This window comes from Rhodobacteraceae bacterium LMO-JJ12, assembly GCA_021555075.1.
Lineage (GTDB): Bacteria > Pseudomonadota > Alphaproteobacteria > Rhodobacterales > Rhodobacteraceae > JAKGBX01.
In genome coordinates this window covers 1,604,501-1,623,706 of the sequence record JAKGBX010000001.1, presented here as the reverse complement: position 1 = coordinate 1,623,706, position 19,206 = coordinate 1,604,501, and the positions used below count along the sequence as shown (strand labels likewise).

The following is a 19,206-nucleotide window of genomic DNA, read 5'->3' as shown; positions in this document are numbered from 1 at the left end:
GTTTTTTACAAAATTATCGTTGAGGCCCAAGCTGTTGTTGCATGGTTTTCATAAATGGCCGGATACTGGCTTTGCACAATTGTGCCCGTGGGGAGGCATAAGAGGAGGTCCCCCCACACTCGAATGTAACGGGAGGAACTCGATGACGAAATCCAATTTCACGCGTCGCGGCATGCTCAAAACCGGCGCTATCGCCGGTGCGGGTGTGGCGCTGCCGACGATCTTTACGGCCAGCTCTGCGCGCGCCTACACCAATGAACCCACCGGCGGCACTGTGACCCTCGGCTTCAATGTGCCCCAAACCGGCCCTTATGCCGAAGAAGGTCTTGACGAGCTGCGCGCACAGGAACTCGCGGTCCAACACCTCAACGGTGAGGGCGACAGCGGCATGATGAACACGTTCAGCTCGAAAGCGCTGAAGGGCAACGGTATTCTGGGCAAAAAGGTCCAGTTTGTAACCGGCGATACCCAGACCAAATCGGATGCGGCACGCGCATCGGCCAAGTCGATGATCGAAAAAGACGGCGCTGTCATGATCAACGGCGGCTCGTCCTCCGGCGTGGCCGTGGCTGTTCAAGGTCTCTGCCAGGAAGCTGGCGTGATCTTCATGGCCGGCCTCACCCACTCCAACGACACCACTGGCAAGGACAAGAAGGCCAACGGCTTCCGTCACTTCTTCAATGCCTACATGTCGGGTGCCGCTCTGGCACCGGTGCTGGCCAAGGAATATGGCAATGACCGCCGCGCCTATCACCTGACCGCCGACTACACCTGGGGCTGGACCCAGCAGGAGTCGATTCAGGCTGCAACCGAAGCCATGGGCTGGGAAACCGTCAACAACGTGCTGACGCCGCTGGCAAGCACCGACTTCTCGTCCTACATCGCCCCCGTTCTGAACTCGGGTGCCGATGTGCTGGTTCTGAACCACTACGGCGGGAACATGGTGAACTCGCTGACCAACGCGGTTCAGTTCGGCCTGCGTGACAAGATGGTCAACGGCAAGCAGTTCGAAATCGTCGTACCGCTCTACTCCGAGCTGATGGCCGCCGGTGCTGGCGCCAACGTGCAAGGCGTGTTCGGTTCGATGAACTGGAACTGGCAGTTGCAGGATGAAGGCTCCAAAGCCTTCGTTAAGTCCTTCGGCGAGAAATACGGCCGTCCGCCGTCAAACTCGGCCCAGACCTGCTATGCGCAAGTCATGCTCTATGCCGATGCCTGCGAACGTGCCGGCACATTCGATCCTTGCGGCGTCGCCGCAGCGCTCGAAGGCTTCGAGTTCGACGGTCTTGGCAACGGCCCGACACTTTATCGCGCCGACGATCACCAGTGCTTCAAAGACGTGCTGGTCATGAAGGGTAAAGAAAACCCGACCAACGAATATGACACGCTGGAAATCGTCGAAGTGACGCCGCGTGCTCAGGTCGAATATGCCCCCGATCACCCAATGTTCGCTGGTGGAGATCTCGGCAAGTGCAACTCGGGCGCGTAAGCCCCTGATGCCTACGTAGGGCGGGAAAACCCCGCCCTACAAGCCAACCACCCGACAGAGCGCGACCCCTCGCGGCTCTTTTCATCCATTTACAGGTGGGGACAATGGACGCAATCATCCTGCAACTTCTGAACGGACTCGACAAAGGCTCGGCCTATGCGCTGATCGCGCTGGGTCTGACGCTGATTTTCGGCACCCTTGGCGTGGTGAATTTCGCGCATGGCGCGCTGTTCATGATCGGCGCCTTCTGCGCGGTCGCGCTACAACGCATTCTCGGCACATCCTTCGTGACCGAAGACCCGACCCAGAAAGACTTCCTCGGCAATCCGCTCAAAGTTCAAACTCCCTATCTGGAAAGCTGGTTCGGCCCGGAAACGGGATCGGCCATCATCGACTGGTCGGTGCCGCTTGCCATTTTGCTGGCCATCCCGGTGATGGTTGCGATCGGTTTCATAATGGAACGCGGGTTGATCAAGCACTTCTACAAGCGTCCCCACGCTGATCAGATCCTCGTCACCTTCGGCCTTGCCATCGTGTTGCAGGAATTGATCCGCAGCTATTTCGGCGCCAACCCGATCCAGTCGCCCGCCCCCGAGGCCTTCAAGGGCAGCTTCGATTTCGGCGTCATGCTCGGCTTTGATCCCAACGTCATCATCTACCCTTACTGGCGTATGGTCTATTTCGCCTTCTCGGCCGTCATTATCGGTGCGGTTTTCGCCTTCCTGCAATTTACCACCTTCGGCATGGTGGTGCGCGCCGGCATGGCAGATCGTGAAACCGTAGGCCTCTTGGGCATCAACATCGACAAACGCTTCACCTTCATGTTCGGCCTTGCCGCCGCCGTGGCCGGTGTTGCGGGGGTGATGTATGCCCCGATCAACTCGCCCAACTATCACATGGGGATGGATTTCCTCGTGCTAAGTTTCGTGGTGGTGGTCGTCGGCGGCATGGGGTCGTTGCCCGGTGCTGTCGCCGCCGGTTTCCTGCTCGGCATTCTTGAAAGCTTCGCCTCGATGAACGTTGTCAAGAACCTGTTGCCCGGGATCGACCAGATCATCATTTATCTCGTGGCCATTGTCATTTTGCTCGCACGGCCCCGTGGCCTGCTGGGCAAAAAAGGCGTGATGGAGGACTAACCCATGCTCGGTCTCAACCGCAAAGACACCACCCTCCTGATCATCGTGGCCATACTCGCTCTGGCGGCCCCGGTTATCTTCAATATCTTCCCTGCAGACTCCAAGATGGCCTTCTTCAACAGCGGCTATCCTGACCTGATGCAGCGTTTCGTGATCTTCGGGATCTTCGCAATCGGGTTCAACATCCTGTTTGGCCTTACCGGCTATCTCAGCTTCGGACACGCCGCCTTTCTCGGTGTCGGTTCCTATGCCGCGGTCTGGATGTTCAAGCTTCTGAACTACAACATTGTGCCCGCGATCCTGCTTTCGATCATCGTGGCCGGTCTGTTTTCGGTGGTGATCGGCTGGATATCTCTGCGCCGTTCAGGGATCTACTTCTCGATCCTCACTCTCGCCTTTGCCGAAATGTCGTTCCGGCTGGCCTATTCGGTGCTCACGCCGCTGACCAATGGTGAAACCGGGTTGCAGGTCTATAACGACGATCCGCAAATCCTGCTCGGCAACGGCCCCACTGTGCCACATCTCTTCGGGCTGGAAATGCGCTCACGCGCGGTGGTCGATGTCGGCCCCTGGGAATTTACCTTCCCGGTCGGCTATTATCTCTGCGCGATCCTGATGCTTCTCAGCTTCTATCTCTCGATCCGCATCTTCCGCTCGCCCTTCGGCATGATGCTGCGCGCGATCAAATCCAACCAGACCCGGATGAGCTATACCGGCCTCAACCCCAAACCCTACACGCTCGCGGCCTTCGTGATTTCGGGCATGTATGCCGGGCTCGCTGGTGGCCTTCTGGCGGCAATGGACCCGCTTGCCGGTGCCGAGCGCATGCAATGGACCGCCTCTGGCGAAGTGGTCATCATGGCCATTCTCGGCGGTGCAGGCACATTGATCGGCCCGATCCTGGGCGCGGGTGCCATCAAGTATCTCGAAAACGTCTTTTCCAAGATGAACGAGACACTGCTGGAAAGCTGGTTTGCCTTCCTGCCCCACTGGCTCCAGGAAACACTGGTCTGGGTGATCTCCAAGTTCACCGGCGAAGGCTGGCATCTGACGCTTGGTGCGCTGTTCATGCTGGTCATCATCTTCCTGCCAGGCGGACTTGTCGAAGGTGGTCAGAAAATCGCGGCACGTTTGCGTCGCAAGAAACCGGCTGACGACACTGACGCCGCCAAAACCAAACCTGCGGAATAAGGAGCGCTCTCATGAGTATTCTTGAAGTCAAGAACGTCAACAAGCGCTTTGGTGGCCTTCAGGCCCTGGGCGACGTGAACCTGAGCGTGGCGGAAAACACCTGCCACGCGATCATCGGCCCGAACGGCGCGGGCAAATCCACCCTGCTCAACTGTTTCGTGGGCAAGCTTATCCCCGATACCGGTTCTGTCATGTTTGACGGCCAATCGGTGCTGGGCCGCACGCCCTATGAGATCAACCAGATGGGTATTTCGCGCGTGTTCCAGACGCCCGAGATTTTTGGCGATCTGACGGTGCTGGAAAACATGATGATTCCCTGTTTCGCCAAGCGCGACGGGGCGTTCCGCATGCATGCCATTGGCAACATGCATAACGAGAAGGACATCGTCGAAAAGGCCGAACGCATGCTCGAGGAAATGGGTATGGCCGATCAGCGCAACGATCATTCCGCCTCAATGTCGCGTGGCAACAAACGGCGGCTCGAAATCGCCATGTGCCTCGCGCAGGAGCCTCGCCTCTTGCTGCTTGACGAGCCGACGGCCGGCATGGCGCGCGCCGACACCAACAACACGATCGACCTCCTCAAGCAGATCAAGGACGAGCGCGACATCACCATCGCGATCATCGAACACGACATGCATGTGGTGTTCTCTCTGGCGGACCGGATCACCGTTCTGGCCCAGGGTTCGCCGCTGGTCGAAGACAGTCCCGAAAACATCAAGGGCCATCCCAAGGTGCGCGAAGCGTATCTTGGCGAAGCCGCGTAAGGAGAGCCCGAGCCATGAATGTCAAACCCGACTTTTCCAAAGGCCACAACTACGCCGAAACCGCCCCGGCCTATCTCTCCGTGTGGAACATGGAGAGCTATTACGGCGAAAGCTACATCGTTCAAAACATCAGCTTCAACGTGCACGAAGGCGAAATCCTTGCCCTTCTGGGGCGTAACGGCGCGGGCAAAACCTCAACCCTGCGCTCAATCGCCCGAATGGATTCGCCGCAGGTTACCAACGGCGAAATCTGGCTCGATCACCAACCGCTGCACAGCATGAAAAGCTATGAGGCGGCGCAGGCGGGCATTGGCCTCGTGCCGGAAGATCGCAGCATCATTCCCGGTCTCACCGTCGAGGAAAACATCCAACTCGCCCAGATCGCCCCGCCCATTGGCTGGTCGCTGGAACGGATTTACGAACTCTTCCCGCGCCTTGGCGAACGTCGCAAGCAAGAAGGCGTCACCCTTTCGGGCGGCGAACAACAGATGCTTGCGATCGGCCGTGCCCTGGCGCGCGACATCAAGGTGTTGTTGCTTGACGAACCCTACGAGGGGCTGGCACCCGTGATCGTCGACGAAATCGAAAAAACCCTGCGCCTGATCAAGGAACAGGGGATGACCACGGTGATTGTCGAACAGAACGCCGTGCGCGCGCTGGAACTTGCCGACCGCGCGGTCATCCTTGAATCCGGCAGCATCGTGTTTGACGGCTCTGCCGCCGAAGTACTTGAAAACGAAACTCTTCGCGCCGAATACTTGGCGATCTAAAGCGTTTCGAGATAAACTTGAATCACAAGTTTGTCTCGGAACGCCCGCAAGATGGATACGTTGCGCTGCGTTTCCACTTAACCCTGTCTCAGGCTTAAGTAGAAACGCTTTAGGCGGATCAGGACAACCAGGAAAGTGAACCGCACAGATGAAAAGTGTTGTAGACCATCACGCTTTCCGATCCGCTGTCTGAACCGGGGCACCCGCCTTTCTTCTGATGTTGAATGTCGCGGGGCGGGTGCCTAATCTGGCCCGCGACATTCAACTGATAAGGCCGACCCATGAGTGAAATCAAAACCTACGCCCCAACCGACGATTTCGTAAAGAACGCCCATATCGACCGCGACACCTATCGCACGATGTACGAGGATTCGATCAAGAACCCCGAAGGTTTCTGGGCAAAGCAGGCCGAGCGGCTCAACTGGATCAAAGCCCCGACCAAGATCAAGAACACCACATTCGCCTACCCCGATGTCTCGATCAAATGGTTCGAGGATGGCACGTTGAATGTCGCGGCCAATTGCATCGACCGCCACCTTGAGACACGCGGCGATCAGACCGCGATCATCTGGGAAAGCGATGATCCCAACGTTTCCAAGAATATCACTTATCGCGAAATGTCCCAGCAGGTGAACAAGCTGGCCAATGTGATGAAGGATCTCGGCATCTCCAAGGGCGACCGCGTCGTGCTCTACATGCCGATGATCCCCGAAGCGGCCTATGCCATGCTGGCCTGTGCGCGCATCGGTGCGGTGCACTCCATCGTCTTTGCAGGGTTCTCGCCCGAGGCTCTGGCGGCGCGCGTGGGGGGCTGCGAAGCAGCACTCATCGTCACCGCCGACGAAGCGCCGCGTGGTGGGCGCGCCACCCCCCTCAAGTCCAATGTCGACAAGGCGCTTGCAATCTGCGGTGATACCCAGGTCCTGGTGGTCGAACGCACCGGCGCCGACACCCCGATGACAGAGGGGCGCGACCATTCCTATAAGGCACGCATGGCCGATGCTTCGAGCGAATGCGCGCCCGAGGTGATGAATGCCGAAGACCCGCTCTTCATCCTCTACACCTCCGGCTCCACCGGCGCGCCGAAAGGCGTGCAGCACACCACCGGCGGCTATCTGCTTTATGCCGCGATGACCCACGAACATACGTTTGACTATCACGATGGCGATGTCTTCTGGTGCACCGCCGATGTCGGCTGGGTCACAGGCCACAGCTATATCGTGTATGGTCCGCTGGCCAATGGCGCCACCACCCTGATGTTCGAGGGCGTGCCGACCTACCCGGATGTAAGCCGCTTCTGGGCCGTGTGTGAAAAGCACAAGGTCAATCAGTTCTACACCGCTCCGACAGCCCTGCGCGCCCTGATGTCGCATGGCTCCGAGCCGGTTGAAAAACATGACCTCTCGTCGATCAAGGTGCTCGGCACCGTCGGCGAACCGATCAACCCCGAGGCATGGAACTGGTACAACGAAGTTGTCGGCAAGGGCACCCGTCCGATTGTCGATACCTGGTGGCAGACCGAAACCGGCGGCCACATGATGACCCCCCTGCCCGGCGCCCACGCCACCAAACCCGGCGCGGCCATGAAGCCCTATTTCGGGGTGCAGCCCGTTGTTCTCGACGCCACGACCGGCATCGAAATCGAAGGCAACCCCGCCGAGGGCGTGCTCTGCATCAAGGACAGCTGGCCCGGCCAGATGCGTACGATCTTCGGCGATCACGACCGCTTCGTGAAAACCTATTTCTCCGATTACAAAGGCTACTATTTCGCCGGCGATGGCTGCAAACGCGATGGTGACGGCGACTATTGGATAACCGGTCGGGTCGATGATGTGATCAACGTCTCGGGCCACCGGATGGGGACTGCCGAAGTCGAAAGCGCGCTGGTCGCCCACCCCGCAGTCTCCGAGGCCGCCGTGGTTGGATTCCCGCATGATATCAAGGGCCAGGGCATCTATTGCTATGTCACCCTGATGGCGGGCGAGGAATATACCGACGACCTCAAGATCGAGCTGCGCAACTGGGTGCGCAAAGAGATCGGCCCCATCGCCTCTCCCGATGCGATTCAATGGGCGCCGGGCCTGCCGAAAACCCGCTCCGGCAAGATCATGCGCCGAATCTTACGCAAGATCGCCGAGAACGACTACGGCGCTCTGGGTGATACCTCGACACTCGCCGATCCGTCGGTGGTTGAAGACCTGATTGCAAACCGCGAAGGCGGCTGATCCGCGGCTTTTTCGCGCAGGAAGGAACACAAGCAGCGCTGGCGCGTTGTCTGCCTACAATCGCGTCTTGCGGCGCGGCGCAGGCGGAAAACCGCCTCCACGCCGCGTAACATCAAAACGGGCCTTTCCGTTCCCAAAACGGGGCCTATCGTGGGCGCAAACTGAACTGGAGGTAATAATGTTCAAACCCCTTATCCCCTTGGCCCTGGCAGCAAGCTTTGGCCTGTCCGGCTGCATGTCGACATCGGAACAAAACGATCTCGGCGGCGCACTTGTCGGCGGCACGGTTGGCCTGATCACTGCCAAGGCACTCGGCGCCAACACCAACTGGACCGTTCTGACAACCCTTGGCGGCGCCGCCGCTGGCGTGATGGTCGCGCGCAACCAACAGACCGGCGATTGCGCCTATTCCAACGGTGACGGCACCTATCGCACCGGCCCCTGCCCCTGATGCACGGCCGATGCCAATAGCGGCATGACTGAACCACGAATGACCCCGGATGGCCCACTCCATCCGGGGTCATTCCCTTTCGGGCTGATTAAAAACCGTTCAAATGCAATTCATTCCGCCTGACCACGTTAACCCGCCGTTAACGTCCTGCCGCCATGCTCTTGCGTGGTGGGGGCTCCCGAATAGAGGGGCCGAGGGGATGTTTCCAATTGAACCGACAGGCGCTGGCACGCTTGCGCGTGGCTCGCCACATACCAGCCAAGGCGCACATGCGGCGCGATCTGGTGCTCAAAAAGCTCAGGATATTCAAGGCGTCACCACAGCGGCCGCCGCTGCCCCGGTTGAAACCACGCACGCCATTGCACAGGTGCAGACCAGCGACGAAACGCGGATCATGCCCGAATTTCCACGCGCGCAGCAACCAGCGCGCGAGTCTACCGCGCCGTTCGCGCCGGGGTCATCCGACCCAGCGCCGCAAACCGACGCATCCGCGCCCACCGCTTTGAACCGGCCAGACCCGGCTCATGCCCAACCGATGACGGCGATTCTGCTTCACGAGTTGCGCCTGCAACAAGAACTGGCCGATATCCAAGACGAAATGAACTCCAAACGCCCCTGATTCACCGCTCCCCACTGTGCGAGGAGCTGCGCTCTACTGCGCGGTCCACCCGCCATCAACCGGAATCACGGTGCCTGTGATGTTATGCGCCACGTCGGCACAGAGCCACAGCACCAGCGCCCCGATCTCGGCAGGATCGCTCATCCGCTTGCTGGGTTGCTTTTCACTCAACAGATCCGCAATGCCCCTGTCGCGGTCGCCGCCAAAGGCCTCTGCCCGCTCGGCCACCTGTGGCGCAATGATCGCCGTCTCGGTCCAGCCCGGCGCGATACAGTTCACCGTCACACCGCCCGTCTCTCTGCTCCCTGCATCGGCATATTCCAGCGCCGCCACCTTGCTCATCCCCACCAGCCCGAATTTCGACGCCACATAAGGCACCTTGTTCTTGCTGGCCACGATCCCATGCACCGACGCAATATTAATCACCCGGCCAAAGCCGCGCGTCGCCATGCCCGGCATGATCGCGTGCATCGTGTGAAAGGCCGCCGACAGGTTCACCGCGATGATCGAATCCCAAATGTCGCGCGTTACCGCGTCCAGCGGCGCAGTGCGCTGGATCCCGGCATTGTTGACCAGAATATCCACCGGTCCCCACGCCGCGACCTCTGCCAACATCGCCTCGATCGCGTCGGGATCGCGCAGGTCTCCTGCGAAGAACACAGCCTCGGGCGCGCCTTTCGCCTTCAACCCTGCACAGACCTGCGCCGCTTCCTTTGCGCTCGCCAACCCATGCACCGCAATGCGCGCGCCCGCCCCGGCCAATGCCTCGGCCACGGCCAGCCCGATGCCCTGCACCGAGCCCGTCACCAGCGCCGCTTTCCCTTTAAGGTCAATCACTTGCCTTCTCCTTTAGCATCTCTCGCAGCTCGGTCTTCAATACCTTGCCGTAATTGTTCTTGGGCAACGACTCGAGCGCAAAATAGGCCTTGGGCCGCTTGAACCGCGCAATATTGTCGAGGCAATGCCGGTCCAGTGCCGCCTCGTTCAGCGCGCCTCCCGCGCGCAACACCACGAAGGCCACCACATCCTCGCCCCACTCGGGATGCGCCCGCCCGACCACGCTCGCCTCCTCGATATCATCATGTTCCAACAGAACTTCCTCGACCTCGCGGGGATAGATGTTGGTCCCGCCCGAGATGATCATATCCTTCGAGCGGTCCCGCATGGTCACATAGCCGTCGCTGTCCATCGAACCGATATCTCCGGTCATCAACCAGCCATCCACCAGCGCCTTGGCGCTCGCCTCCGGGTTCTGCCAATAGCCCGGCATCACCGTGTCGCCGCGCACCATGATCTCGCCCGGCTGATCCGGCGCAACCGGGTGGCCGTTCTCATCACCGATCTGCACCTCGACCACCGATTGCGCCCGCCCGACAGACCCCAACCGCGCGCGCCATCTCGGATGGCTGCGATCTGCCACATCGTCCCGGCTCAGTGCGGTGATCGCCATCGGACTCTCGCCCTGCCCATAGATCTGCACAAAGATCGGCCCGAAAAGATCCACCGCCTCGACAATATCGGCAATATACATCGGCCCACCGCCATAGATCACGCTCCGCAGCCCTTCGCCGCGCGTCCCACTTTCCTTGGCCGCGTCAACCAGCCGTTTCACCATGGTTGGCGCGGCAAACATATGCGCCCGCCCGAAATGCCGCGCCAGATCGAATATTTCCGCCGCGTCAAATCCTCCCGAGGGCGGACAGACATGGCGCGCGCCTTTCATCACATGCATCAGATTGTAGATCCCCGCACCATGGCTCAGCGGCGCGGCATAGATCGCACAATCCTCACCGCTCACGCTATCCACATCCACAAAGTAGCTGAGTGCCATCGCGCCCAGCATCCGATGCGTGATCATCACGCCCTTGGGCCGCCCCGTTGTCCCCGAAGTATAAAACAGCCAAGCCAGATCCTGCGCCGCGCGCGCCACCGGCAGAGCCAGCGGCTCGCCCGCCTTCAGCGCGCCGTATGCGGGCGAGGATACACAAATCACCTCCCCCGTCACGCCCGCCTCGCCCAATGACTCCGCCAATCCCGGCGAAGACAGGGTCAGCCCGACCCCGGCATTCTCAATGATCCAGGCCGCCTCGCGGCCATGCAGCTTGGCATTGATCGGCACCACCACGGCCCCCGCCAGCCACACGCCATACTGCACGATCAGATACTCCGGCAGATTCTTCATGAAAATCGCCACCCGATCCCCCGGCGCAATCCCGCGCCTGGTCAGCCCCGCCGCCATCCGCATCGCAGTGTCATAAAACCCGGCATAATCCGCCACTTTCTCGCGACCAAGGAAAAGCGCCGGGCTTTCCCCGCGCACTTGCGCGATCCGCTGCAACCACAAGCCGATATTCATGCCTCACTCCCCGTACCCATGACATTATCAAAGCATTCGCCGCCGCATCGGGCAATTACGCAGTACTACGCAAGCCTTGGCATCGCCCCCGAAAGAGCCGAAACTGCGCCCCATGAACGTCACCAGCTTAGCTTTCACTCACGCGCCAATCGGTCTTGCCGTTCTGGAAGACCGGATCATTCAGCGCTGTAACCTGCAATTTGGTGAGATTTTCGGCGATTCGCCTGCCGCATTCCTCGGCACCCCGATGGCCAAACTCTATCCAAGCATGGGCGAGTTCGAGAGTATCGGCGCGCGCGGTCTCGCCGTGATGCAACAGACGGGCCACTACAAAGACGAACGCATCATGCGGCGCCTCTCCGGCGAGCTGTTCTGGTGTCGGGTGCAGGGTCGCTCGCTTACCCCCGACACCCCCTTCGCTCATGGCATCTGGTCGTTCTCCGATCTGTCTCACGAGCGGCCCCTCGTTGCGCTCACCCCACGCGAGCGTGATGTTGCGATTCTCACCTGTCGCGGCCTCACGTCCAAGGAAATCGGCCGCGATCTCGGCCTCTCTTACCGCACGGTCGAGGTTTACCGCGCCCGCCTGTTGCAGAAATTTGGCGCCCGCAAATTGTCCGAACTGGTGGCCAAGCTGTCAGGCGTGCCGCTCTGAGCGTGACTTTCCCCTCGCAATCCGCCGCACGAAGCACCATTTTGATAGCAAAGCGATCCCGCTTTTCAGCCACGCCGCCTTGCCCTATAAGGCGCTCAAACACATGACGCCCCATTCGATGCGGGGCCAGACCGGTCGAGGATGAACATGACGAAACAGACCAACAGCAATGACGCAGACGTAGCATTCATCAAGGCGCTGGCCGAAATCCTGAACGACAACGATCTTACCGAGCTGAGCGTGAAGCGCGAATATGGCGATGATGACAGCCTGAATGTCCGCGTCAGCCGTCGCGCCGAAGTGGTGACCCAGGTTCAGACAGCGCCCGCAGCCCCAACGCCCGCCGCTCCCGCTTTCGCGCCCTCCGATAGCGCACCCGCCGCCAGCACAGCCGAAGATCCTGCCAGCCACCCCGGCGCCGTTGCCTCGCCAATGGTCGGCACCGTCTATCTTCAGGCCGAACCGGGCGCGCCCGCGTTTATCAGCGTCGGCACCCAGGTTGCCGAGGGTGACACGCTTTTGATTGTCGAGGCCATGAAAACGATGAACCACATTCCCGCGCCCCGCGCCGGCACCGTCAAGCGTATCCTGGTGGCCGATGGCGATGCCGTCGAATATGGCACCCCGCTGGCGATCATCGAATAAGCTTTGCCCTCAAAGGCCCAGATCAACAAGGCCCTGACAATGATTGATAAAATCCTGATTGCCAATCGCGGCGAAATTGCCCTCCGGGTGATCCGCGCTGCCCGCGAAATGGGCATTCGTTCCGTCGCCGTGCATTCCACTGCCGACACCGACGCGATGCATGTGCGCATGGCTGATGAATCGGTCTGCATCGGTCCCGCACCCAGCTCCGAGAGCTATCTGTCGATCCCCGCAATCATTGCGGCTTGCGAGATCACGGGCGCACAGGCGATCCATCCCGGCTATGGCTTCCTTTCCGAGAATGCCAATTTCGTGCAGGTGCTCGAAGATCACGGCCTCACTTTCATCGGCCCCACCGCCGAACATATCCGCATCATGGGCGACAAGATCACGGCCAAGGACACGATGAAGGCGCTCGGCGTGCCTTGCGTGCCCGGCTCCGAGGGCGGCGTCGCCGATCTGGCCGAGGCCAAACGCCTTGGCGAAGAGATGGGCTATCCCGTCATCATCAAGGCAACCGCCGGTGGCGGCGGCAAGGGCATGAAAGTGGCCCAAACCGCCGCTGACATGGAGCGCGCCTTCATGACCGCCCGCGCCGAGGGCAAATCGAACTTCGGCAACGATGAAGTCTACATCGAGAAATACCTGCAAAAACCGCGCCATATCGAGATTCAGGTGTTTGGCGACGGCAAGGGCAGCGCCGTGCATCTGGGCGAGCGTGACTGCTCTCTGCAACGCCGCCACCAGAAGGTGTTCGAAGAAGCCCCCGGCCCCGCAATCAGCGCCGAAGAGCGCGACCGCATCGGCAAGATCTGCGCCGATGCCGTGGCCCGGATCAACTATATCGGTGCCGGCACTATCGAATTTCTCTATGAGGATGGTGAATTTTTCTTCATCGAAATGAACACCCGCCTTCAGGTCGAACATCCCGTGACCGAAGCGATTTTCGGCGTCGATCTGGTGCGCGAACAAATTCGCGTCGCCGAAGGCCTGCCGATGTCGTTCACCCAGGATGATCTCAGCATCAACGGCCACGCCATCGAAGTGCGCATCAACGCCGAGAAGCTGCCGAATTTCTCGCCCTGTCCCGGCCGCATCACCCAATACCATGCGCCCGGCGGCCTTGGCGTGCGCATGGATAGCGCGCTTTATGACGGCTACTCGATCCCGCCCTATTACGATTCGCTCATCGGCAAGCTGATCGTGCATGGCCGTGATCGCCCCGAGGCTCTGGCGCGGCTCAACCGCGCCCTTGGCGAGCTGATCGTTGACGGGGTGGATACCACGGTGCCGCTCTTTGCCGCCCTGCTGGAAGAACAAGACATCCTCGACGGCAACTATAACATCCATTGGCTCGAACGCTGGCTCGAGGCCAAGTTGGGCGCGGCCTGATGCAGGTCGGCGCCGGGCGACTTCTTGTGCCATGCGCCTGACGCCGGAACTGCTGTTGCACGGCTATGCCCGCGGCATCTTCCCGATGGCCGAGCACCGCGACGATCCCGAACTTTTCTGGGTCGACCCGAAACGCCGCGGCATCTTCCCGCTGGATGGTTTTCATCTCTCTCGATCGCTCATGCGAAAGATGAAGTCCGGCGGATACCACCCTGTTATAAATCAAGATTTCAAGGGTGTCGTTCAGGCGTGTGCGGCGCGTGACGAAACCTGGATCAACCCGGAACTGACGCGCCTTTACGGCCTGCTCAACACCACGGGACGCGCCCATTCCTTCGAGATACGAGGCGATGACGGCGCGCTCTGGGGCGCGGTTTTCGGCCTCACCCTTGGCGCCGCGTTTTTCGGGGAAAGCATGGTCAGCCTGCGCCGCGATGGCTCAAAACTCGCGCTGGCCCATCTGGTCGATCATCTACGCCGCGCCGGGTTTACGCTCTTTGATACTCAATTCATCACGCCGCATCTGGCCAGTCTCGGCGCGATCGAAATCTCCCGGGCGGCCTATCACCACCGCCTTGAGGAAGCGCTTTGCAGCACTGGTCGCCTGCTAGAAACGTCGCTCTGTTTAGACACTCACTCGATAATACAGCGCAGCACCCAAACGTCATAACGGCGATGCTGCATCGCGTTGAGCGCCGGTGACGAAGCGATCATCCAACCGGTAAACACAGGCTCTTCTTCCGAATCTTCGCCAATCGCGAGATAGGCATAGGCCTCGCCCGTTGGGTTGCTTTCGGGATAGCGGCATTCCCCCAGCGCGATCATCAACCGCCCCATCCGCACCACATCGCCATTCATCAGCGTGATGTCAGCGACGTCGCCCGTGATCCTGTCGAGTCCGCGCAAAATCGCGCCCCGGCCCACAACCACATCCTCGGCCTGCGCCTGAACACCAGCCACAACCAGCGCCGCAATTAGGGCCAAGAGGCGCGTCATTGCGTCGCTCCGGCGTCCTCCGCCCCACCACTGCCAACATATTTCAGCAGCAGGTTGATCAGAGAAACCGATCCCTGGGTATCCTCGATCTCGCTTCCCGGCTCATAGTAAAACGGCGACCCACCAGGGAAGATTTCCACGAAATTACCACCCAGAAGCCCCTCGGAGGAGACCACGACCGCGCTGTCATCGGGGATCTGAATTCCTTGAAGCACCGAGAATGTCGTATCGGCGCGGAATGTCTCGGAATTCAACTCCACACCGGTCACCGTGCCGATCTTCACACCCGCCAGCCGCACATCCGTGCCCACGGTCACACCCTCGACCGAGCGGAAAGACGCATTCAACCCATATCCGCCCGAAGTGGCGCCAAAGCCCGTCGCCTGCCCCGCATAGATCACGAATCCAAGTGCTGCGGCCAAAACCGCCCCGCCAACCAGTACTTCTGTGGTGTTTTCGCCCATAACTGTCCGCCCCTATTCAGGCGTCCACGCCTCGTAATCGCTGCGTTTCTTGGGCTCGCCCATGCGGATCGACCCCGCAGGAGCATAGGCCAGCAACGAGCCGGTCGGATTTTCGCGATGCGGCTTTTCCCAGGCCTTGTGCACAAGCGGCGTCTCGGAGGGCATCTCGTCAAATGTATGATGCAGCCAGCCATGCCAATCGGCGCTGATCCGTGTGGCTTCGGTTTCGCCGTTATAGATCACCCAGCGCCGATCACCCTGACGCGAGCGATAAAAGACATTGCCCTGCTCATCTTCGCCAACCTTCACACCTTTGCGCCAGGTGTAGAGCTGGGTGTTGAGTGTGCTGCCGTCCCACCAGGTAACCGCGCGCAGAATGGATTTGAGAATGCCCATGGCGTGCCTCCGCTATTTCCTTTCCTATGCCCCATCCCGTGCCAAAGGTCCAGCGCCGCGAATAGGGAATCGCGCGGGGCTGTTGGGATTTGCGCAAAACTGCCGGACGGCATGCCTGCGCTTAATGCCTGCAATATTATGCGCTTCAAAGACCAACACCGCCAAGCCAGAAAAAAGGGCGGCCCTCACAGGTCGCCCTCTCATTATTCTCGGTTCATTTAGTCGGCGTCTCAGCCCGCGCTGGCACCTTCTTTGGTCTTCTTGGCTTCGGCATAAATGATAAGCGGTCTGGCTTCGGCATGCACAACCGCTTCCTCGTTCACCACCACCTCTTCGACGTTCTCCATGCCGGGCAATTCAAACATCGTATCCAAAAGCACCTCTTCAAGGATCGATCGCAGACCGCGCGCGCCGGTCTTGCGTTCAATTGCCCGCTTGGCAATCGCGCTCAGCGCATCATCCGTGAACGTCAGCTTGGCATCTTCCAGCTCGAACAGGCGCTGATACTGCTTGATCAGCGCGTTTTTCGGCTTGGTCAGAATGGTGACAAGCGCATCCTCATCCAGATCTTCCAGCGTCGCGATCACCGGCAGACGCCCGACAAATTCCGGGATCAGCCCGAATTTCAAAAGGTCTTCCGGCTCAAGATCCTTGAACACTTCGCCGACGCCGCGCGCATCCTGTTCGCGCACATCGGCGCCAAAGCCCATGGCCGACCCCTTGCCGCGCTGCGCGATAATCTTGTCGAGCCCCGAAAAGGCACCGCCACAGATGAACAGGATGTTGGTCGTATCCACCTGAAGGAATTCCTGCTGCGGATGCTTGCGCCCGCCCTGCGGCGGAACAGAGGCCACAGTGCCCTCCATCAGCTTCAGCAAAGCCTGCTGCACACCTTCTCCGCTCACATCGCGGGTGATGCTGGGATTTTCGCTCTTGCGGGTGATCTTGTCGACCTCGTCGATATAGACGATGCCGCGCTGTGCGCGATCGACGTTGTATTCGCTCGATTGCAGCAGCTTGAGGATGATATTTTCCACATCCTCGCCAACATACCCCGCCTCGGTCAGTGTGGTCGCATCCGCCATGGTAAACGGCACGTCCAGAATCCGCGCCAGCGTCTGCGCCAGCAACGTCTTGCCACAGCCGGTCGGACCGATCAGCAGAATGTTGGATTTCGCCAGCTCGATGTCCGAACCCTTTTGCGAATGATTAAGCCGCTTGTAGTGGTTATGCACCGCGACCGAGAGAACCCTCTTGGCCATCGCCTGACCGATCACATAGTCGTCAAGGACTTCGCAGATATCCATCGGCGTGGGTACGCCTTCGCTGGATTTCAGCCCGGCGCTCTTGGTTTCCTCGCGAATGATATCCATGCACAACTCGACACATTCGTCGCATATGAACACGGTCGGCCCCGCAATCAGCTTGCGCACCTCATGCTGGCTTTTACCGCAAAAGCTGCAATAAAGTGTGTTTTTGCTGTCACCGTTGCCGGAATTTGTCGACATGATCGTCCTTTCAGGCCTGTCTCGCGCTCACCCAGCGGCGAGCCCCTGGAGTATCTTTCCCGTGTGACGCCAAGCTTATGCCATGCCAAAGCAGGTCACAATCTCAAAAACGCCGCCCCGCTTGATGACGGGGCGACATGCTCTCAGTCCTCGTCGCCCTTGGCGCGGCTTTCCACGATCTCGTCGATCAGGCCCCAGGCCTTGGCCTCGACCGGGTCCATGAAATTGTCGCGTTCCAGCGCATTTTCCACTTCTTTGAGCTTGCGGCCCGTATGTTTCACATAAATTTCGTTGAGCCGCTTTTTCAGTTTCAACGTCTCTTCAGCGTGAATCATGATATCCGTCGCCTGCCCCTGATACCCGCCGCTCGGCTGGTGCACCATGATCCGGCTGTTGGGCAAGCTGAACCGCATCCCCGGCTCACCCGCCGTCAGCAAAAGCGACCCCATCGAGGCGGCCTGACCGACAACAAGCGTCGAAACCTTCGGCTTGATGTATTGCATCGTGTCATAGATCGACAGCCCGCTTGTCACCACGCCACCGGGCGAGTTGATGTACATCGAGATTTCCTTGCTCGGATTCTCTGCCTCAAGGTGCAAGAGCTGCGCCACGATAAGGCTCGACATACCATCATGCACCGGCCCCGAAAGGAAAATGATCCGCTCCTTCAAAAGGCGCGAGAAAATGTCATAGGCGCGTTCGCCGCGGCTGGTCTGCTCGACCACCATGGGCACGAGCGTGTTCATATATATGTCCAACGGATCTTTCATCTGGTCCTGCCTGCTGCTTCAATCTGATCAATAACGCCGAGTTGCTAAGGGAGTCTTAGTCATGCGCTCCGGGAGCCGCAAGGGCGTGCGGTTGATTTCGCCCGCCTCAGGATTATTCCGTCCAATGAATAAACCGCCGCAAATGTCGCATTACATGCCGCTTTCTGATCTGGCACCTTCCTCAGGGCTGATTAACGCTTAGAATGCGCCATTCTCAATGTGCTTCGCGACGCCCGCTCATCAATCCACCCGATCACCCGGCGGAACGCACCCAATATTCGGAGATCACAATGCCATCGCGCAGCTTCATTGAAAAAGGCGGATCGGCGCATCTCGAAATCGGTTACGCCGGCCCGCCTCAGGAATTTCACTTCCTGTTGCTCCCCAAGGTCACGATGCTGGCACTGGCCGCCGCCATTGAACCGTTGCGCATCGCCAATCAACTCACCGGCCAACAACTCTATCGCTGGTTCACAATGACCGAAGACAACGCCCCCGTCGTCTGCTCGAACGGGCTGAGCGTGACCCCCGATCAAGCCCTCAGCGCCCTCCCGGCCGAGGCAATCGGCTTTGTCTGCTCCGGGGTCGAGCCGGAACGCGCCGCCTCGCCCGGCGTGTTGGCCTGGATCAGACGCGAGAACCGCTTCGGGCGTCACCTCGGCGGTATTTGCACCGGCAGCTATGCGCTGGCCGAAGCCGGTTTGCTGCGCAATCGCCGTTTCACCCTGCACTGGGAAAATCAGGACGGGTTTTGCGAGCATTTCCCGATGCTCACCCCCACCCCCAACCTTTTCGAAATCGACGGCCCCATCCTGACCTGCGGTGGCGGCAATGCTGCCATCGACATGATGCTGGCCCTGATCGAGAAATCCCACGGCCCCGAGCTTGCCATCCTGGTTGCCGACATGTGCCTGCACATGCGCTCGATCGGCGCCTCCTCTCCCCAGAAATCCGCCCATTCCATCGCCATCGGCTCGCGCAACCCGCATCTGCTCTCGGCCCTCACCCTGATGCACAAAGAAATCGAAGAGCCGCGATCCATCGAACAACTCTGCGAAGAACTTGCCGTTTCGCGCCGTCAGCTTGAGCGGCTTTTCAAACGCTACATGCGTCAAAGCCCGATGAATTGCTATCTCGACATCCGCCTGTCACGCGCCTTTGCCCTTCTGCGCGAAACCAACATGAGCGTGATGCAAATCGCCGTCGCCACCGGCTTTTCCACCTCCAGCCACCTCGCGCGGCGCTTCCGCAAGAAATACGGCCACCCACCCCACCAATTCCGCAGCTTTTGGGCTTGAATTGAGGGTATCGCACCGCAGGTCTCTCTGATGGATACGCTGAAACACCCCCGTGGCTGGAAAGCTGCCAACGCAGAA

20 protein-coding genes are annotated in these 19,206 nt (G+C 59.8%); 13 read left to right on the top strand and 7 right to left on the bottom strand.

Going from position 1 to position 19,206, the window contains the following annotated elements; translation table 11 throughout:
* Window positions 1-142 precede the first annotated feature (142 nt).
* From LZG00_07785 to LZG00_07750, 8 genes are all read left to right on the top strand, one after another.
* Window positions 143-1,489: a substrate-binding protein gene (locus LZG00_07785; GenBank protein ID MCF3593899.1), complete on the top strand. Its 1,347-nt coding sequence runs from the start codon at window positions 143-145 to the stop codon at window positions 1,487-1,489.
* Between the two features lie 104 nt (window positions 1,490-1,593).
* Window positions 1,594-2,625 carry a branched-chain amino acid ABC transporter permease gene (locus tag LZG00_07780; GenBank protein MCF3593898.1) on the top strand — a complete coding sequence of 344 codons (1,032 nt, stop codon included), beginning with the start codon at window positions 1,594-1,596 and terminating at the stop codon, window positions 2,623-2,625.
* A 3-nt stretch (window positions 2,626-2,628) separates the two neighbouring features.
* A complete protein-coding gene (locus LZG00_07775) occupies window positions 2,629-3,816 on the top strand; it encodes a branched-chain amino acid ABC transporter permease (GenBank protein ID MCF3593897.1) in 1,188 nt (395 codons plus the stop codon).
* An 11-nt stretch (window positions 3,817-3,827) separates the two neighbouring features.
* On the top strand, window positions 3,828-4,583 hold the full coding sequence (locus LZG00_07770; GenBank protein MCF3593896.1) for an ABC transporter ATP-binding protein: 756 nt from the start codon (window positions 3,828-3,830) through the stop codon (window positions 4,581-4,583).
* Window positions 4,584-4,597: 14 nt separating this feature from the next.
* Window positions 4,598-5,353 carry an ABC transporter ATP-binding protein gene (locus tag LZG00_07765; GenBank protein ID MCF3593895.1) on the top strand — a complete coding sequence of 252 codons (756 nt, stop codon included), beginning with the start codon at window positions 4,598-4,600 and terminating at the stop codon, window positions 5,351-5,353.
* Window positions 5,354-5,634: 281 nt separating this feature from the next.
* Complete coding sequence (acs, locus tag LZG00_07760) at window positions 5,635-7,578, top strand: acetate--CoA ligase (protein MCF3593894.1); 1,944 nt, start codon at window positions 5,635-5,637, stop codon at window positions 7,576-7,578.
* A 178-nt stretch (window positions 7,579-7,756) separates the two neighbouring features.
* Complete coding sequence (locus LZG00_07755; protein ID MCF3593893.1) at window positions 7,757-8,029, top strand: glucose-6-phosphate isomerase; 273 nt, start codon at window positions 7,757-7,759, stop codon at window positions 8,027-8,029.
* A gap of 199 nt (window positions 8,030-8,228) precedes the next feature.
* On the top strand, window positions 8,229-8,648 hold the full coding sequence (locus LZG00_07750) for a hypothetical protein (protein ID MCF3593892.1): 420 nt from the start codon (window positions 8,229-8,231) through the stop codon (window positions 8,646-8,648).
* A gap of 33 nt (window positions 8,649-8,681) precedes the next feature.
* Here the strand turns inward: LZG00_07750 and LZG00_07745 are convergent, their stop codons facing one another.
* On the bottom strand, window positions 8,682-9,485 hold the full coding sequence (locus LZG00_07745) for an SDR family NAD(P)-dependent oxidoreductase (GenBank protein MCF3593891.1): 804 nt from the start codon (window positions 9,483-9,485) through the stop codon (window positions 8,682-8,684).
* A complete protein-coding gene (locus LZG00_07740; GenBank protein MCF3593890.1) occupies window positions 9,478-11,004 on the bottom strand; it encodes an AMP-binding protein in 1,527 nt (508 codons plus the stop codon). The genes LZG00_07745 and LZG00_07740 overlap by 8 nt, the downstream gene beginning before the upstream one ends.
* Before the next feature lie 112 nt (window positions 11,005-11,116).
* Here LZG00_07740 and LZG00_07735 point away from each other — a divergent pair, with 112 nt between their 5' ends.
* The 4 genes from LZG00_07735 to aat all read left to right on the top strand — a co-directional run bounded on the left by LZG00_07735 (window position 11,117) and on the right by aat (window position 14,366).
* The gene (locus LZG00_07735; GenBank protein ID MCF3593889.1) at window positions 11,117-11,659 is read left to right on the top strand and encodes a PAS and helix-turn-helix domain-containing protein; all 543 of its coding nucleotides are present in this window, start codon (window positions 11,117-11,119) and stop codon (window positions 11,657-11,659) included.
* Window positions 11,660-11,806: 147 nt separating this feature from the next.
* Window positions 11,807-12,304 carry an acetyl-CoA carboxylase biotin carboxyl carrier protein gene (accB, locus tag LZG00_07730; GenBank protein MCF3593888.1) on the top strand — a complete coding sequence of 166 codons (498 nt, stop codon included), beginning with the start codon at window positions 11,807-11,809 and terminating at the stop codon, window positions 12,302-12,304.
* 39 nt (window positions 12,305-12,343) lie between these two features.
* Window positions 12,344-13,696, top strand: a complete 1,353-nt coding sequence (gene accC, locus LZG00_07725) for an acetyl-CoA carboxylase biotin carboxylase subunit (protein ID MCF3593887.1) — start codon at window positions 12,344-12,346, stop codon at window positions 13,694-13,696.
* Window positions 13,697-13,727: 31 nt separating this feature from the next.
* On the top strand, window positions 13,728-14,366 hold the full coding sequence (gene aat / locus LZG00_07720; protein MCF3593886.1) for a leucyl/phenylalanyl-tRNA--protein transferase: 639 nt from the start codon (window positions 13,728-13,730) through the stop codon (window positions 14,364-14,366).
* On the opposite strand, the gene LZG00_07715 is transcribed toward aat, so the two are convergent.
* The 5 genes from LZG00_07715 to LZG00_07695 form a co-directional block, all read right to left on the bottom strand.
* Window positions 14,330-14,692, bottom strand: a complete 363-nt coding sequence (locus LZG00_07715) for a DUF2155 domain-containing protein (protein ID MCF3593885.1) — start codon at window positions 14,690-14,692, stop codon at window positions 14,330-14,332. The two genes, aat and LZG00_07715, sit on opposite strands and share 37 nt — an antisense overlap.
* Window positions 14,689-15,156, bottom strand: a complete 468-nt coding sequence (gene mlaD, locus LZG00_07710) for an outer membrane lipid asymmetry maintenance protein MlaD (protein MCF3593884.1) — start codon at window positions 15,154-15,156, stop codon at window positions 14,689-14,691. The genes LZG00_07715 and mlaD overlap by 4 nt, the downstream gene beginning before the upstream one ends.
* 12 nt (window positions 15,157-15,168) lie before the next feature.
* Window positions 15,169-15,552 (bottom strand): NADH:ubiquinone oxidoreductase subunit NDUFA12, encoded by a 384-nt coding sequence (locus LZG00_07705; GenBank protein MCF3593883.1) that lies wholly within the window; start codon window positions 15,550-15,552, stop codon window positions 15,169-15,171.
* Window positions 15,553-15,782: 230 nt separating this feature from the next.
* Window positions 15,783-17,060: an ATP-dependent Clp protease ATP-binding subunit ClpX gene (gene clpX / locus LZG00_07700; protein ID MCF3593882.1), complete on the bottom strand. Its 1,278-nt coding sequence runs from the start codon at window positions 17,058-17,060 to the stop codon at window positions 15,783-15,785.
* Between the two features lie 143 nt (window positions 17,061-17,203).
* On the bottom strand, window positions 17,204-17,830 hold the full coding sequence (locus LZG00_07695; protein ID MCF3593881.1) for an ATP-dependent Clp protease proteolytic subunit: 627 nt from the start codon (window positions 17,828-17,830) through the stop codon (window positions 17,204-17,206).
* Between the two features lie 290 nt (window positions 17,831-18,120).
* Here LZG00_07695 and LZG00_07690 point away from each other — a divergent pair, with 290 nt between their 5' ends.
* Complete coding sequence (locus LZG00_07690) at window positions 18,121-19,128, top strand: GlxA family transcriptional regulator (protein ID MCF3593880.1); 1,008 nt, start codon at window positions 18,121-18,123, stop codon at window positions 19,126-19,128.
* Window positions 19,129-19,206: the final 78 nt, after the last annotated feature.

Bases quoted from the DNA above. Each gene is read 5' to 3' on its own strand.
- LZG00_07740 (MCF3593890.1), bottom strand. From the start codon at position 11,004: ATGAATATCGGCTTGTGGTTGCAGCGGATCGCGCAAGTGCGCGGGGAA.
- LZG00_07780 (MCF3593898.1), top strand. From the start codon at position 1,594: ATGGACGCAATCATCCTGCAACTTCTGAACGGACTCGACAAAGGCTCG.
- aat (MCF3593886.1), top strand. From the start codon at position 13,728: ATGCGCCTGACGCCGGAACTGCTGTTGCACGGCTATGCCCGCGGCATC.
- LZG00_07785 (MCF3593899.1), top strand. From the start codon at position 143: ATGACGAAATCCAATTTCACGCGTCGCGGCATGCTCAAAACCGGCGCT.
- LZG00_07695 (MCF3593881.1), bottom strand. From the start codon at position 17,830: ATGAAAGATCCGTTGGACATATATATGAACACGCTCGTGCCCATGGTG.
- accB (MCF3593888.1), top strand. From the start codon at position 11,807: ATGACGAAACAGACCAACAGCAATGACGCAGACGTAGCATTCATCAAG.
- mlaD (MCF3593884.1), bottom strand. From the start codon at position 15,156: ATGGGCGAAAACACCACAGAAGTACTGGTTGGCGGGGCGGTTTTGGCC.
- accC (MCF3593887.1), top strand. From the start codon at position 12,344: ATGATTGATAAAATCCTGATTGCCAATCGCGGCGAAATTGCCCTCCGG.
- LZG00_07755 (MCF3593893.1), top strand. From the start codon at position 7,757: ATGTTCAAACCCCTTATCCCCTTGGCCCTGGCAGCAAGCTTTGGCCTG.
- LZG00_07715 (MCF3593885.1), bottom strand. From the start codon at position 14,692: ATGACGCGCCTCTTGGCCCTAATTGCGGCGCTGGTTGTGGCTGGTGTT.
- LZG00_07735 (MCF3593889.1), top strand. From the start codon at position 11,117: ATGAACGTCACCAGCTTAGCTTTCACTCACGCGCCAATCGGTCTTGCC.
- clpX (MCF3593882.1), bottom strand. From the start codon at position 17,060: ATGTCGACAAATTCCGGCAACGGTGACAGCAAAAACACACTTTATTGC.
- LZG00_07775 (MCF3593897.1), top strand. From the start codon at position 2,629: ATGCTCGGTCTCAACCGCAAAGACACCACCCTCCTGATCATCGTGGCC.
- LZG00_07690 (MCF3593880.1), top strand. From the start codon at position 18,121: ATGCCATCGCGCAGCTTCATTGAAAAAGGCGGATCGGCGCATCTCGAA.
- LZG00_07705 (MCF3593883.1), bottom strand. From the start codon at position 15,552: ATGGGCATTCTCAAATCCATTCTGCGCGCGGTTACCTGGTGGGACGGC.
- LZG00_07765 (MCF3593895.1), top strand. From the start codon at position 4,598: ATGAATGTCAAACCCGACTTTTCCAAAGGCCACAACTACGCCGAAACC.
- acs (MCF3593894.1), top strand. From the start codon at position 5,635: ATGAGTGAAATCAAAACCTACGCCCCAACCGACGATTTCGTAAAGAAC.
- LZG00_07750 (MCF3593892.1), top strand. From the start codon at position 8,229: ATGTTTCCAATTGAACCGACAGGCGCTGGCACGCTTGCGCGTGGCTCG.
- LZG00_07770 (MCF3593896.1), top strand. From the start codon at position 3,828: ATGAGTATTCTTGAAGTCAAGAACGTCAACAAGCGCTTTGGTGGCCTT.